Source organism: Fructobacillus sp. EFB-N1, from assembly GCF_001038455.1.
Lineage (GTDB): Bacteria > Bacillota > Bacilli > Lactobacillales > Lactobacillaceae > Fructobacillus > Fructobacillus cardui.
In genome coordinates, this window is record NZ_LDUY01000015.1 from 1 (window position 1) to 14,032 (window position 14,032).

The following is a 14,032-nucleotide window of genomic DNA, read 5'->3' on the forward strand; positions in this document are numbered from 1 at the left end:
ACCACGGTCATAAGATGATAAAATTAAATGGCTCAAAGAATTTCTCCTTTTGGTTGGTCTAATCAACTACCATTGTAAAGAAATTCTTTGGGTTTTTATTTTAAATTTTCTCGTTCGAATTAATTATAGAATCTGCCATTTAAATAAAAATTTGATAATTTTTGAACTAAATTGACTTTTATTGTTTTAAAGCATAGACTAAAAATTGTAATATTAATAAAAAAGAAGGAAAATTTAAAATGAAAAAACATGGTGCTGACATCGTCACAGATTCCCTGGTGAATCACGGGGTTGATCTCGTTTTTGGAATTCCGGGAGCGAAGATTGACCGTTTGTTCGAGACACTGGAGCACCCACAACCAGGACAGCGGGTACCAAAGTTGATCGTGACTCGTCATGAGCAAAATGCCGCCTTTATGGCCCAGGCATTTTCGCGGATTACTGGTAAGACTGGTGTTGTGATTGCCACTTCTGGTCCTGGGGTTGGAAACTTGGTAACGGGCTTGATGACTGCTAATGCCGAAAGTGATTCAGTTTTGGCCATCGGGGGTCAGGTTCCTCGTCGTGACTTGTATCGGTTGACGCACCAATCGACAAATTCGGCCGCTTTGTTTCAAAGCGTGACCCGGTTTAGTTCTGAGATTCAAGATTCAAACAATATTTCTGAGATTATCGCTAATGCCTTTGGAGCAGCGAACGGAACGAAGCGTGGAGCAGCCTTTGTTTCTTTGCCACAGGATGTCGATGATGTTGAAGTGACCAGCCCTGCATTGCCGGTTGTCAACCAACCGCGCCAGGGGGCAGCGGCCTTAACTGATTTAGACTGGTTGGCCGAACAAATTAAGAATGCCAAGTTGCCCGTCTTGCTTGTTGGTGCCCGTGGCTCAGACGACGATACAGTGGCGGCTTTGCACACATTGTTGAAGCAAACGTCTTTGCCTGTCGTTGAAACCTTCCAGGGCGCTGGTGTGATTTCCCGTGAACTGGAGGCCCAATCATATTTCGGTCGGGTTGGTCTTTTCCGTAACCAGACAGGGGACAAGTTACTCAAGCAATCTGATTTGGTTGTGACGGTTGGCTACGATGCCATCGAGTACGAACCACGAAATTGGAACAAGGAAAACGATTTGAAGATTGTCGCAATGGATGTTACGCCAGTTCAAATTGACAATAACTTTGTGCCAACGCGCCAATTAGTTGGTAATTTGGCCCAATCATTGACGCTTTTGACGGAGAAGGTTGCGAGTTATCAGGTGCCGGCAGAAAGTCATGGCACTTTGCAAGAGTTAAAGGCTGATTTGAAGGCGTCGGATGAACCATCTTACACGCCGGCACAAGCCAACTTGAACCATCCACTGAATGTCATCAAGGCTCTGCAAAATCACGTGACCGATGACATGACGGTTTCGACTGATATTGGCTCACATTATATTTGGATGGCCCGTCACTTTAAGTCATACGTCGCTCGTCACTTCTTGACGTCGAATGGCATGCAGACACTTGGGGTCGGCCTTCCTTGGGCAATGGCCGCTGCGATGGTTCGTCCAAATGCTAAATCAGTTTCCGTTTCTGGCGATGGTGGCTTCTTCTTCTCCGCAATGGAATTGGAGACGGCTGTCCGCTTGCAGTTGAACACGGTGCATATCGTTTGGAACGATAATGCCCATTACGACATGGTCAAGTTCCAAGAAGAAATGAAGTATGACGGCCAAGCCGCCGGTGTTGACTTTGGTAATATTGATATCGTGACGTATGCCGAAGCCTTTGGTGCTAAGGGACTGCGGGTTGAAACGCCAGCTGACCTTGATGCTGTTTTGACAGAAGCCTTTGCAACAGAAGGACCGGTTGTTGTTGATGTACCAGTTGATTATTCACATAATTTTGAATTAGGATCTCAGTTGATTGAATCTGAGGGCTAATGTTGGTTCGGTTATCGTTCAAAATACCCTTTCGGTTGAACGCATGCCGGCCTCAAACCTTCCTTAATAACAAAAACCTTTCAGAAATGTTTTTCTGAAAGGTTTTTTTGTTTGGTGGTGGAATAACGGCCCGCAGGCCAATGCTGATTTTACTGCTGGTTGGCTAACCAAGCTGGTAAAACAATTTGGTCAATTAATTCTTCGGGGTCAGGCGCTTGCTGGGTAGCGATAAAGGAGTAGTAGCGGCGAATATTACCCAAGAGCATGAGAACCTCTTTGCTGGGAACTATCTTTAATTCACCGCGCTTGATGGCCCTAGTAGCTAACAAAGTTCCAAGCTCAACGGCACCTTCCTCGGCTTTTTTCAAAAAATCATCATTGATAGTTTCACCGTTGACAGCTTGGTAGAGTGTAAATTTAATTAAATATTGGTTGATTCGTTCATGCAGGCCTTCGATTTTCCTGGCGTTTTCAATCAGGTCGCCACGAAGGCTACCAGTATCGGGAAAGGATTGCGTATCCAAATCCTCTGGGAATCCAGAATTTTCGTGTGCCCAATGGTGGACGGCATCCACTAAGAGGGCAGATGGTGAATCCCAACGGCGATACAAGACACTGCGGGATGTTTTGGCGTAGTGCGCAACATTTTTAAAAGTGACCGCATCAATGCCCTTTTGATCAAAGAGACGTAGTGCCACTGCGTAAATTGTCTGCTCGAGGGCTAACCCACGTTTTCTTGTTTGCGTTTCTTTTTCCATAAAAATAGTTTAACACAAAAATAAGGAACGTTATGTTTCTTATTGACTTTTAGTTAGCAGCCAAGTATATTAATCAGCGGATTGAAATAGAGAACAAATTGTTCCTTATTTCCTCAAATAAATTAAACAGAGTGGAAATGGAAAAATGGAAATTAAAAAAATACGCAATGTTGCGCTAATTTTGGCTTTTGGCCTTTTGGCGCCCATGCTTGATACGACCATGACCAATATCGCCATTAATGATATCGGTCGTGATTTGCATACCACGCTAGCGCATGTGCAGTGGATTATTACGGCCTACGTTTTGGCTATGAGTATTGCTGTCCCATTCTCTGGCTGGTTAACGCAGCGCTTTAATGGGAAATGCGTTTTTTTGGCAGCACAGATTTTCTTTGGTTTGTCTTCGGTGGGGGCTGCATTGAGTCATGATATCAATGCTTTGATTCTGTACCGAAGCGTCCAAGGCTTTGCGGCCGGCTTGATCATTCCGTTGGTGACAACGATGTTAGTGAATATTGCGCCACGCGAACATTTGCAAAAGCTGATGATGGTAGTGATGTTGCCGATTATGGTTGGTCCCATCTTTGGGCCAATTATTGGAGCACTTGTTGTTGAATATGGTAACTGGCAATGGATTTTTTGGATTAATGTGCCGATTATGATTATTGCAGCCGGTTTGAATTTTTGGAAGGTGCCGGATATTCCGGCCTTTAATAAATCAGCACGCATCGATGCCTTCGGTATTGCCTTGCTGGGCTTGGGTTCGGCTGCTGTTATTTATGGCCTTTCCCGTGCAGGCGATTTAGCCAGCTTTAACAATCCCGATACCCGTCTCTATGTGATTGCTGGTTTGTTGGCCTTTGTTGTCTACTGGATTTGGGGGCGGTACAAAAAGGACCAGACGGTCTTGCCACTTGCTTTGTTTAAGTCACCGGTTTATTCAGCGACGACGATTAACTTGATCTTGGCTGGGATGGTCACCAATGGACCGATGCTGATTTTGCCATTGTACTTCCAGCAGGGTCGGTCGATGTCCGTTTTGGAAACGGGGCTCTGGCTGTTGCCTCAAGGAATTGGGATGTTGTTGATTCGTCCGGTTTTGCTGAAATTACTCGATCGCATTGGTGTTCGCTACGTGGTTTGGTTGGCCCTTTCATTGGCATTAATTGGGATGATTCCGTTTGGTTGGATTAATGCCAGCACGAACATGGTCATTGTCAGTACTGCGCTTTTCGTTCGTGTCCTTGGAGTCGGTGGTATGATTATGCCACTGATGACGACGATTCTCTTGGGTATGGAAAAGGAATTGATTCCGCAAGCCAACATTGGCGCACGGATCTTCCAAAACGTTGGCGGTGCTTTTGGTTCTGCCTTGGTAGCGACTGTCGTTGCTGCTTACGTTTCAACGCACCGTGTTTTGGGTGCTAACATTGTTGCTTATCAACATGCCTTTTGGTGGTCCGTGGCCATCACCATTGTGATGTTTATTCCGGCAATCTTTTTGCCAAAGCAAGTTGAGCCAAAGGATTAAAATGCTCACAGCAATTGAAGCGTAAAGAAAAAGTATCCGTCAGTTTGTCTGACATATTTTAAATCAGCGAGGCATTGGCGGATACTTTTTGTGTTGGTTGAAATTTTGTCTAGCTTAGTTTTTAGCTGGTGCAACGGGCCCTTGGGCCTTTGCTAAAACAGCGCGAGCGATTGGGCCGACCACCAAGATTTGCATAGGTAAAGCCAAAAGCAGGTTAAAAATCCAAGCCTTTGGATAAGCTGACAGTGAGTGACCGTTGATTAAAACACCAAAGAGGGACATGCAAGTAACCATGCCCAGAACCATGAGCATGGAAATGGTCAGAGGAATCTGAAGACCATCAGTTGCTTTGAAGCGGGGGATGATGTGTTTAAAGGCCAGCATCTTAGCTAATGGACCAACGAGGAAACCGTCGCAAGCCATGGCGACGATTAAAGCGACGGGGTAGCCGACAACGACTTCGTGCCAGAAACCATCCGTCAGTCCCTGAGCGAGGTAAATATTGTAAATGGACATGCCTAAGACCATCAGGCCAGCCATCATCAACATGAAAATCAGTTCTTCTTTAAAATTACGTGGCATTCATCAATGCTCCTTTTCTTAGTAATTCCAACTTAGCATATAAAGTTTTTTCTCGTAAGTAAGGATTTGATGAGAATTAATAGAAAAGCATGGTGAAAGTGAGAGGTGTTAAAATGTTCAATCTAAATTAATGACTTATTTTGTTCAAATGGGTAATCAATACTAAAAAAGTGGAATGGGGAATGATGCACTGTTTTCACTGCCAGTGGGGTGATAGTCGGAGTGGCAATCATTTTTCAGCTTTTTTGATGAGGTAGCATTCTAAATTGTCATTTAGAAAATAACCAGCGTCAAAGTGATGACAAATATCCGATTTCCTGTTATGCTGTAACTAATTTGGAATATTAATGCAATCATATTGCGGTAAATTCGTTGATTTTTACAGGAGTTTTACATGAAGGCAGCTGTTTGGCATGGAGCCAAAGATATCAGAATTGAAGAAGTGAATCTTAAACCACTGGCCAGCGATGAAGTGACGATTAAGGTGGCTTATGCTGGGATTTGTGGCAGTGACCTTCATGAATACCAAGAAGGACCAGTCTTAATTCCAACGACTTTCCCTGATCCATTGACAAATGAAGCGGCACCGATTGTTCTTGGTCATGAATTTTCAGGAGTGGTTGAAGCTGTTGGAACCGATGTTTACGATTTTCAGGTGGGCGATCACGTGGCGGTCAATCCTGCAATTACCAAGAGAGAATCCCCTGACGATGTCGATGTTTATGATGGTTATAGCTTTATTGGACTGAGTAATGATGGTGGTCTAGCGCCCTATGTGAATGTTTCGGTTCAAAACCTTTATCATTTGCCACAGAACTTTTCGTTAAAATCGGCCGCAGTAATGGAACCAGCAGCTGTTGCCGTTCAAGCAGTCAAGGAAACGGACCTGTCTTTTGGTCAGACTGTGGTCATTTTTGGTGCTGGTCCAATTGGCGTGTTGTTAGCAGAGGTCGCTCGTGCCGCAGGTGCTTCACGGATTGTTGTTGTTGACCTAGCAGAAGTTCGTTTGCAAAAGGCTCTTGAAATTGGGGCGACTGACACGGTCAACGCGAGTCAAGTAGTGGATGTTGAACAAAAAATTGCTCAGATTTTGCCGGACGGAGCGGATGTATCTTTTGAGGTCGCGGGCGTTCAGGAAACCTTTGACAAAGCAGTTGCTGTAACAAAACCGCGTGGCTTTGTTGTGGTGGTTTCGATTTTTCCGCAGCCAATTCGTTTAGATATCCGTAAGCTCATGAATGCGGGTGTGCGGATTGTGACTTCCATTGCTTATTCACGCCAAACTTTTCAACAAACGGTTGATTTAGTAATCAGTGGCCAACTTAAGGTCGAACCGCTAATTACTTCTGAGATTCGCTTAGCTGATTTCTTGAAGAAGGGTTTATTACCGTTAATCGGTGATCCATCTGAAGAAAAAATCTTGGTGAACTTAACCAAAAGCAAATAAATCGTGCGAAAAAGCTTTCAACGATGAAAGCTTTTTTGTTTGTTCTAAGGTGAGGGAGAATGTTTAGATATTAGTTACGGTTTTCACATTAATTTGTTTGATAAAAAAAAAATCAGCATAAAAACAGCGTTTTTACTGATAAACAGTGTTATAATGTACTTGTATCATGATATAAAGTTCACAATAATTAACTAACACTGGTTAGTTAATGGAAAGAGGTTGGTCATGAAAGCAGCTATTTGGCACGGTAAAAAGGATGTAAGGGTTGAGGAAACTGATTTACCAGAGCCTAAAGAAAATGAAGTCCGGGTTAAGGTGGCCTATGCTGGTATTTGCGGTAGCGACCTGCATGAATATCTAGAGGGGCCGGTTTTTATTCCGACTGAGTTTCCTGACCCCTTAACTGGGGGGCAGGCACCTATCGCAATGGGGCACGAGTTTTCTGGTCAAATTGATCAGCTTGGTGCAAATGTCCATGATTTCCAAATTGGCGATCATGTGTCCGTTAACCCAACGATTACCAAGGGTGTGCTACCCGATAATGTGGATGTCTACGATGGTTATAGCTTTATCGGACTGAGCACGGACGGTGGTTTTGCTGGTTACGTCAATGTCCCAGTTGAAAACTTGTATCCATTACCGAAGGATTTTTCCTTGAAATTAGCAGCGGTCATTGAGCCAACTGCGGTCGCTGTGCAAGCGATTAAGGAGGCCCATCTCACCTTTGGACAAACCGTTGTGATTTTTGGTGCTGGTCCAATTGGCGCGATGGTCACAGCTGCTGCGAAAGCGGCCGGTGCAACCAAAATTGTTGTTGTTGATTTATCGACCATTCGGTTGCAAAAAGCACTTAAAATGGGTGCTACTGATATTATTAATCCAAGTGAGGTCAGCGATGTCGTGGCAGCTGTCCGTCAGATACTACCGGAGGGGGCAGACACTAGTTTTGAAATTGCTGGTGTGCAAGCAACTTTTGATCAAGCCATCAAAACGACAAAAGCGCGTGGTTATATGGTTGTGGTCTCCATTTATGCTCATGCTATCCAATTTAATCCAATGGCGTTAACGAATAGTGGGGTCAATTTAACTTCGACGATTGCCTATTCGCGGCAAACTTTTCAGCAGACGGTGGACCTGGTAACAAGTGGCCAAATTAATGTGGCACCGATTATTACCAGTGAGATTAAATTAGACGATATTATCACGGATGGTTTTGATGTTTTGACAACCGACCAATCGCAGGCGAAGATTTTAATTAACCTAACGCAAGAAAAATAAGGCTTGTATTAGCCATTAACCAATGATTAATCAGAAACATTTCCAAATTTGGGAATGTTTTTTTATTTTACTATTTACAAACGTAAACTATCAAGTTATACTCATTGTGTTGTTTACAAATGTAAACACGATTTGTTTTGATGAACGGAGGACAGGATTATCATTAACATCACTGATACCGAACAAGCGGTTATGCGGATTATTTGGACGAAGAAACGGGCAACGGGTCGTGAAATTGTTGAAGAAGCTCAGTTATCGCATGACTGGTCAGCTTCAACCATTAAAACGCTCATTCGGCGTTTGACAGATAAGGACATGATTGCAGTCGACAAATCAGAAAAGGTCTTTACCTACGTACCGGTTGTAGCTGAAAACGAGGCAACCGACTATAACGCGAACCGGTTCTTTGATTCTGTTTGTGATGCCTATAAGGGGACGCTCTTAACGGCACTCATCAAAAAAGAACCATTGAGTAAAACGGATATTCAAAATATCCGGGCGATATTAGATGAACGCGAAGCAAGTGCTCCGGACCAGGTTGCTTGTCATTGCCTTCATGAAGATGATGATTCTTGTGCAATGGCCCATCATTAAAACAAAGACTGACGAACTAACAGGCGGTGTTCACAAAAACAAAAATCGGGAGTATTTTATGGATAAAATTTTGATTATGCTGGCTGGTCTAGCGGCAATCGCCTTTATTATTTGGTGGTTCTTTGGTCAACATAAGGTTGAGAGTGCAGAAGCGACTCTTGATGACAACCAGCAAACGATTGACATTCATGTCGACGGTGGTTATTCACCTGAGCATATTGTTTTGAAGCAGGGAGTGCCAGCGACCTTGAATTTCACTCGCACCGATCCTTCTGGATGTTTGGATCACGTGGTATTTACTGATTTTGGCATTAACCAAGAGTTGCCACAGGGACAAAAAGTGTCGCTAAAAATTAATACTGCCCAACCAGGTCAATACCAATGGGCTTGTGGCATGGATATGTTCCATGGCCAGATAACTGTGGAATAAAATTTTTCATATCAATATAAAATTAATAAGTTTACTTATAAAAAGGAGATAATCATGGCAGAAAAAGTAGAACAAACAGTCACAGTTGACGGACAATACCAACCAAACGTGGTGACTTTCCAAAAAGGAGATCAAGCAACCTTAACTTTTAAGCGCGTCAGCGAAAGTGGTTGTTTAGACACTGTTCAGTCACATGATTTTGGCTTCCAATCAAAGTTGCCATTAAACGAAGAAATCAGTTTTACCATCCCAACTGACCAGGCCGGCGAATTTGAATTTGCTTGTGGCATGAACATGGTCAAGGGAAAGGTCATCGTTCAATAGGTTCAAAGGGTTTAAGAGGTAAAGAACAAATGCAAAAATTGACAACCAGTCGGCGCTTTATTATTGCTTTGATTTTTTCAGTGCCGATGCTTGTTAAGATGGTTTTGATGCCCTTTGGTTTTCACTTGCCGGGTGGCACCATTACAGAATTTGGGCTGACGACGATTGTCATGGCGGTTTCTGCTGCACCATTTTTGAAGTCATCCTGGTCATCCTTTAAGAAGCACCATTCCAACATGGATACCCTTGTGGCGATTGGGACAATGACGGCTTACCTATATAGTATTTATGCAATGACTGTTGGACAGCCAGTCTTCTTCGAAGGAGCGGCCTTGGTCGTAACCTTTATCCTGTTAGGACAAGTTTTTGAGGAACGGATGCGTAAAAATGCTTCCAGTGCCGTTGAAAAGTTGTTAGACCTTCAGGCGAAGAATGCTATCGTCATTCGCGATGGGCAAGAAGTCACAATTCCATTAGGCCAAGTAGTCACTGGCGACTTAATCAAAGTCTTACCTGGACAAAAAATTGCCGTGGATGGGACCATTGTTGATGGTCAGTCAACGGTTGATGAGTCAATGGTAACTGGGGAAAGTATGGCAGTCGAGAAAAGGGCGGGCGATGCCGTCATTGGTGCAACCATCAACACCAATGGTTCCTTTGTCTTTAAGGCCGATAAAATTGGTGAAGAAACAATGCTTTCTCAGATTGTGGAGATGGTGAAAAAGGCTCAAACCAGTCGGGCACCAATTCAGAATTTGACGGACCGGGTTTCGAGTATCTTTGTGCCGGTTGTCTTGATTCTGGCGATTGCGACCTTCTTGATTTGGTACGTCTTCCTTGGCTCCGCCTTGTCAACGGCGTTGGTCTTCGCTATTTCAATTTTAGTAATCGCTTGTCCTTGTGCATTGGGTCTGGCGACACCAACCGCCCTGATGGTTGGTACTGGCTTGAGTGCAAAGCACTGTATCTTAATTAAGAACGGTGAAGTACTGGAAGCCGTGAACCAAGTGAAGACGGTTATCTTTGATAAGACTGGGACGATTACGGTTGGTCAACCAGTCGTGACTGATGTTATCGGTCCGGAAACAAAGATTATGACTTTGGCTGGGCAATTGGAAAAGAATTCAGAACATCCTTTGGCAATCGCCGTATTGGATTATGCTGAAAAATTAGGTTTGAATAACCAAGAGAGTGCGAAGAATTTTGCAGCGATTGAGGGACAGGGTGTTACAGGCGAAGTGAACGGTCAAACGGTCTTTGTTGGGAATACCCGGTTATTGGCCGAGCGCCAAATTGATCCTGACTTGCAAAAGAAGATGCAAGAATTACAGGCCGAAGCCAAAACCGTGGTCTTAGTTGGTGAAGCAGAGCGTGTGATTGGTTTGATTGCGATTCAAGATGCACCAAAGGCCAGCTCGAAGAAGGCGATTGCTGACTTGAAGGCACGTGGATTGAAGACCGTTATGCTGACTGGTGACAACCAATTGGTAGCAGAGGCAATTGCTGACCAAGTTGGTATCGACCAGGTGATTGCGGAAGTGATGCCAAACAATAAGGCGGATCATGTTCTGGCCTTCCAGCAAGAAGGTGCTGTTGCCTTTGTTGGTGATGGAATCAATGATGCACCGGCACTTTCAACTGCCAGCGTCGGGATTGCAATGGGGTCTGGAACAGATGTTGCCATCGAATCTGGGGATATTATCCTAGTTAAGAACGATTTGCAGGATGTGGCGACAGCCATTGAGTTGAGTGCCAAAATCTTTAATCGGATTAAGCTGAACTTATTTTGGGCCTTTATTTATAACGTCTTGGGTATTCCCGTTGCAACGGGTCTCTTCTATGGCATCGGCTTTATTCTAAGTCCTGAATTAGCCGGGCTCGCCATGGCCTTTAGTTCGTTATCGGTTGTAACAAGTTCACTGCTATTAAACAGAACAAGGTTAAAAACTTTAACTGCCAAGAAATCTGTGGCATAAAAATTAGGATGGTCATCGCTGAGATGACCATCCTTTTTTGCCTTTTTTTTATTTTTATGGCTACTTTTTTGTTTGGTAGATGAACCCTAAAATTCGGGGTTCATATCATTTTCAACCGTTTTTTTCTAAGTTGGTTTGAAAGCCTTGCCTTTTTTTGAAATGGGTGTATAGTAATTTCGGTTGATAAGTCGAAACGACCTGTCATTTCGACTTGTTAAAGGAAATTCATTAAAAGGAGGCTGTTGATGTACGATCTGTTGATTTTATCAATGTTGAGTTCACGAGACATGTCGGGCTATAAGCTCGCCATTGTTTTAGGCTCGACAGTGGTACCCAGACGCAAGATATCAAATGGTGTTCTATACCCAGTTTTAAATCGGATGGAAAAGGCCGGTTTCATTCAAAGTGTCGACGGGAATGTCCGGAATTCAAAAATCTTTCATATTACCGAGTTAGGCCACGAGCGACTAATCGAATTAATCAACGAGCCGGTCGCCCAGGATGCCAATCGTGATAATTCCTATCATTTTAAGTTCCGGTCCTTTTCGTATTTGGCAAAAGATAAGAAAATAGAAATTTTAACCGATTATCGCAATGCCATTTTAACGGACCGTAATGTTTACCAGGACTTGTCCACGCACTATCGAAAAGAGACAAAAGATCACCCCGAGCGGGCTGATTTTTACCGATGGGGGCTGAAAACAATTACCTTAAAGGATAACCTGGCGCTAGCCAAGCTGGCCTGGATTGATGAATCTCTGCAAGAATTAAAGGAGAAGAAAGCATGAATAATACAAACGAGCGCTCGACGAAGCGCTGGTGGGCACTCTTAGCCTTATCTTTGGGTGTCTTCATGGGCTTGTTGGACGTGAATATCGTCAATGTTGCCTTGCCAACGATGGTGAAGAGCTTTCATACGACTTTCAGTAACGTTCAATGGGTCATTAGTGCCTATACCATTTCATATGCTGTCGTGATTTTAGTTTTGTCAAAATTGGCCGATATGTATGGTCGCAAGAAGATGTTTTTGACATGTATGATCATCTTCGTGGTTGCTTCCGGAGTGAACGGATTAGCACCAAGCTTGTTAGTCTTGGACATCGGCCGTGCCGTTCAAGCCTTTGGTGGTGGTGGATTGATGACCATCTCAATGGCTTTGGTCGCTTCCATTTTTGAAGGAAAGGAACGTGGCTTTGCCATGGGAATTCTAGGTTCTGTGATGGGACTTTCAACGGTTTCCGGTCCTTTGATTGGTGGTATCTTGTCTGAGGCCTTTGGTTGGCCAGCCATTTTCTACGTTAATGTGCCAATTGGTATTTTTGCAGCCATCTTAGTTTGTTTGACGGTAGCAGAAACACCAAGTTATGGTCAGGGACAAAAGATTGACTTTGCGGGTATGCTTCTTTCAGCTGTTGCCATCTTTTCAGCCGTCTTTGGTTTAATTCAAAAGGAAGATAACCCACATTTGGCTTGGACGAGTCCTAAAATTGCGCTGTGGTTGCTAGCTGCAGCTGTCTTATTGGCAATCTTTATCTTTGTTGAATTGAAGATTGACAAGCCAATGATGAATCTAGCACTCTTTAAGAACAAGAACTTTGTCGGAGCGGTTTTTGTTGCCTTTGCATTAGGGTCCGCTATTTATTCAAACAACGTTTTCTTGACGTCTTTGATGCAAAACTATATGGGTTATTCAGCCTTTAGTACGGGTGTCCGTCAGATTCCATTAACGATGTGGGCGCTTTTTCTTGGCCCAGTGACGGGTTACTTGAGTAGCAAGTTTTCAACGCGGAAGCTGATTTCTGGCTCATTGTTATTGTCTGCCTTGTCTTTCTTGGCCTTCTTAAACGCAATGACAACCAAGTTAGCTTATACTGATTTGCTCGTGCCAATGGCTTTGTTGGGAATTTCAAACGCTTTGATTAACCCATTGTTGAATACTGCCGGTTTGGCCGGTGCCAAGCCAGAAGAAATCGGGATGACGTCTGGTTTGATTAACGTCTTCCGTCAATTGGGTGTTTCTTTTGGTGTCGTCATCCTTGGTTTGTCACAAACGAACCAGTATGACAACTATTTGAACAACCACATGACCTTTACGGGTGTTCCGACAGAAGTTCTCGCTGCCATTAAGCATGCCTTAATCGATGCCGGTCCATTTGCCAGCCAAGCTTTTGTGACCAGTGCTAAGATGACGCACTTACCATTCCACTCGACATTGAAGGCCGTGACTGATAACGCCTTCTTTGCCGGCATGCGTGGTGTGACGGTTGCTTCACTTTTGATTACTGCTGTTGGTGGTGTTTTGGCTTTCTGCTTGTTGCAAGATCCTGCTAAAAAAGAAAACTAGGAAAAATCAGGAGGGGATTTGATGTCATTAACAGTAGATGAGCAAGTCGCCACACGGGCAGAATTGCAGAAAAATTTTGCGATTCTGAATTGGTCGGTTGACCGGGTTGCGGCTGCATTGCAAACAACGCCGGAACACTTACAAGCTGTTTTGTCGCTGGAATCGGCCTATATTGAAGAACCCTGGATTTTAAAGCGCTTTTTAGAAGAAAAAATTCGCTTAGCAGGTCGAGAACCGGTGCCGTTTACGGCCCTTATTGGTAATCCTGAAGATTATTGGTTTTTGAAACAACGTCGCATTCAAAGTGGTATTCTTGCCACTCAATAAGTAAAAAAAGGCCAGCACTCAGATTTTGAGTGCTGGCCTTTTTTTAATTTTTATGAGTGTGCCATTCGAGTAGGTATACTAGTGCCGCCGGCAGCAAGATTACTGCGATGAAGACTGGGTAAACGCTGACACTATTTTGTGTTGCCATTTGCCAATCGATTTCTTGCTGGTAAAGAAAATTACCCGAAAAGGCAAAGAGCCCAGTTAAAATCATGGTCATCAACTTGAAGTAGCGGGGACGAACCAAGTTATCGTTTTCGCTATTTTTCTGTAGTGGCAAAAGGGCAATTGCCACGGTAGCAACAAAAAGGCTAAAGGCCAAATTATACTCGATTGGACTGAGGTGCCTGGATAAGCCTGTCAACGCTAAGGGTATTAATGCCAGTAGGAACAGTGGATTTCTTTTTTGATTTTTAAACAAGTAATCTTCTCCTTAATTTTTTACTTCTCTTGAATCCAGGTACGATTTTAACATGATTGCTCAACGAAATGCAAAGTCAACAAAATAACAATTGTACTGTG

At 43.7% G+C, this 14,032-nt stretch carries 14 protein-coding genes; 11 read left to right on the forward strand and 3 right to left on the reverse strand.

The genetic code is table 11. From position 1 onward, the window contains the following. Positions 1-239 precede the first annotated feature (239 nt). Positions 240-1,919 carry an acetolactate synthase AlsS gene (gene alsS, locus FEFB_RS04465; protein ID WP_047975042.1) on the forward strand — a complete coding sequence of 560 codons (1,680 nt, stop codon included), beginning with the start codon at positions 240-242 and terminating at the stop codon, positions 1,917-1,919. 149 nt (positions 1,920-2,068) lie between these two features. On the opposite strand, the gene FEFB_RS04470 is transcribed toward alsS, so the two are convergent. Continuing rightward, positions 2,069-2,677 carry a helix-turn-helix domain-containing protein gene (locus FEFB_RS04470; protein WP_047975043.1) on the reverse strand — a complete coding sequence of 203 codons (609 nt, stop codon included), beginning with the start codon at positions 2,675-2,677 and terminating at the stop codon, positions 2,069-2,071. A gap of 145 nt (positions 2,678-2,822) precedes the next feature. Between FEFB_RS04470 and FEFB_RS04475 the strand changes: the two genes are divergently transcribed. Further along, complete coding sequence (locus tag FEFB_RS04475; protein WP_047975044.1) at positions 2,823-4,208, forward strand: MDR family MFS transporter; 1,386 nt, start codon at positions 2,823-2,825, stop codon at positions 4,206-4,208. Positions 4,209-4,322: 114 nt separating this feature from the next. Here the strand turns inward: FEFB_RS04475 and FEFB_RS04480 are convergent, their stop codons facing one another. After that, a complete protein-coding gene (locus FEFB_RS04480; RefSeq protein ID WP_047975045.1) occupies positions 4,323-4,790 on the reverse strand; it encodes a DUF2798 domain-containing protein in 468 nt (155 codons plus the stop codon). A gap of 394 nt (positions 4,791-5,184) precedes the next feature. Between FEFB_RS04480 and FEFB_RS04485 the strand changes: the two genes are divergently transcribed. From FEFB_RS04485 to FEFB_RS04525, 9 genes are all read left to right on the forward strand, one after another. Next, complete coding sequence (locus FEFB_RS04485) at positions 5,185-6,237, forward strand: 2,3-butanediol dehydrogenase (RefSeq protein ID WP_047975046.1); 1,053 nt, start codon at positions 5,185-5,187, stop codon at positions 6,235-6,237. A 225-nt stretch (positions 6,238-6,462) separates the two neighbouring features. After that, positions 6,463-7,515, forward strand: a complete 1,053-nt coding sequence (locus FEFB_RS04490; RefSeq protein ID WP_047975047.1) for a 2,3-butanediol dehydrogenase — start codon at positions 6,463-6,465, stop codon at positions 7,513-7,515. Between the two features lie 168 nt (positions 7,516-7,683). Continuing rightward, positions 7,684-8,109, forward strand: coding sequence for a CopY/TcrY family copper transport repressor (locus FEFB_RS04495; protein ID WP_255360191.1), 426 nt, complete (start codon positions 7,684-7,686; stop codon positions 8,107-8,109). A 58-nt stretch (positions 8,110-8,167) separates the two neighbouring features. Next, on the forward strand, positions 8,168-8,539 hold the full coding sequence (locus FEFB_RS04500) for a cupredoxin domain-containing protein (RefSeq protein ID WP_047975049.1): 372 nt from the start codon (positions 8,168-8,170) through the stop codon (positions 8,537-8,539). Positions 8,540-8,593: 54 nt separating this feature from the next. Beyond that, positions 8,594-8,863 carry a cupredoxin domain-containing protein gene (locus FEFB_RS04505; protein WP_047975050.1) on the forward strand — a complete coding sequence of 90 codons (270 nt, stop codon included), beginning with the start codon at positions 8,594-8,596 and terminating at the stop codon, positions 8,861-8,863. A gap of 29 nt (positions 8,864-8,892) precedes the next feature. Next, entirely contained in the window at positions 8,893-10,839 is a 1,947-nt protein-coding gene (locus FEFB_RS04510; protein ID WP_047975051.1) for a copper-translocating P-type ATPase, read from the forward strand. Positions 10,840-11,084: 245 nt separating this feature from the next. Further along, positions 11,085-11,627, forward strand: a complete 543-nt coding sequence (locus tag FEFB_RS04515) for a PadR family transcriptional regulator (RefSeq protein ID WP_047975052.1) — start codon at positions 11,085-11,087, stop codon at positions 11,625-11,627. Continuing rightward, positions 11,624-13,183, forward strand: a complete 1,560-nt coding sequence (locus FEFB_RS04520) for a DHA2 family efflux MFS transporter permease subunit (protein ID WP_047975053.1) — start codon at positions 11,624-11,626, stop codon at positions 13,181-13,183. The genes FEFB_RS04515 and FEFB_RS04520 overlap by 4 nt, the downstream gene beginning before the upstream one ends. 21 nt (positions 13,184-13,204) lie before the next feature. Beyond that, positions 13,205-13,510, forward strand: a complete 306-nt coding sequence (locus FEFB_RS04525) for a DUF2316 family protein (RefSeq protein ID WP_047975054.1) — start codon at positions 13,205-13,207, stop codon at positions 13,508-13,510. Between the two features lie 43 nt (positions 13,511-13,553). Here the strand turns inward: FEFB_RS04525 and FEFB_RS04530 are convergent, their stop codons facing one another. Continuing rightward, positions 13,554-13,931: a hypothetical protein gene (locus FEFB_RS04530; RefSeq protein ID WP_047975055.1), complete on the reverse strand. Its 378-nt coding sequence runs from the start codon at positions 13,929-13,931 to the stop codon at positions 13,554-13,556. Between the last annotated feature and the right edge of the window lie 101 nt (positions 13,932-14,032).

Bases quoted from the DNA above. Each gene is read 5' to 3' on its own strand.
- FEFB_RS04490 (WP_047975047.1), top strand. From the start codon at position 6,463: ATGAAAGCAGCTATTTGGCACGGTAAAAAGGATGTAAGGGTTGAGGAA.
- FEFB_RS04475 (WP_047975044.1), top strand. From the start codon at position 2,823: ATGGAAATTAAAAAAATACGCAATGTTGCGCTAATTTTGGCTTTTGGC.
- FEFB_RS04500 (WP_047975049.1), top strand. From the start codon at position 8,168: ATGGATAAAATTTTGATTATGCTGGCTGGTCTAGCGGCAATCGCCTTT.
- alsS (WP_047975042.1), top strand. From the start codon at position 240: ATGAAAAAACATGGTGCTGACATCGTCACAGATTCCCTGGTGAATCAC.
- FEFB_RS04525 (WP_047975054.1), top strand. From the start codon at position 13,205: ATGTCATTAACAGTAGATGAGCAAGTCGCCACACGGGCAGAATTGCAG.
- FEFB_RS04515 (WP_047975052.1), top strand. From the start codon at position 11,085: ATGTACGATCTGTTGATTTTATCAATGTTGAGTTCACGAGACATGTCG.
- FEFB_RS04480 (WP_047975045.1), bottom strand. From the start codon at position 4,790: ATGCCACGTAATTTTAAAGAAGAACTGATTTTCATGTTGATGATGGCT.
- FEFB_RS04510 (WP_047975051.1), top strand. From the start codon at position 8,893: ATGCAAAAATTGACAACCAGTCGGCGCTTTATTATTGCTTTGATTTTT.
- FEFB_RS04520 (WP_047975053.1), top strand. From the start codon at position 11,624: ATGAATAATACAAACGAGCGCTCGACGAAGCGCTGGTGGGCACTCTTA.
- FEFB_RS04470 (WP_047975043.1), bottom strand. From the start codon at position 2,677: ATGGAAAAAGAAACGCAAACAAGAAAACGTGGGTTAGCCCTCGAGCAG.
- FEFB_RS04505 (WP_047975050.1), top strand. From the start codon at position 8,594: ATGGCAGAAAAAGTAGAACAAACAGTCACAGTTGACGGACAATACCAA.
- FEFB_RS04485 (WP_047975046.1), top strand. From the start codon at position 5,185: ATGAAGGCAGCTGTTTGGCATGGAGCCAAAGATATCAGAATTGAAGAA.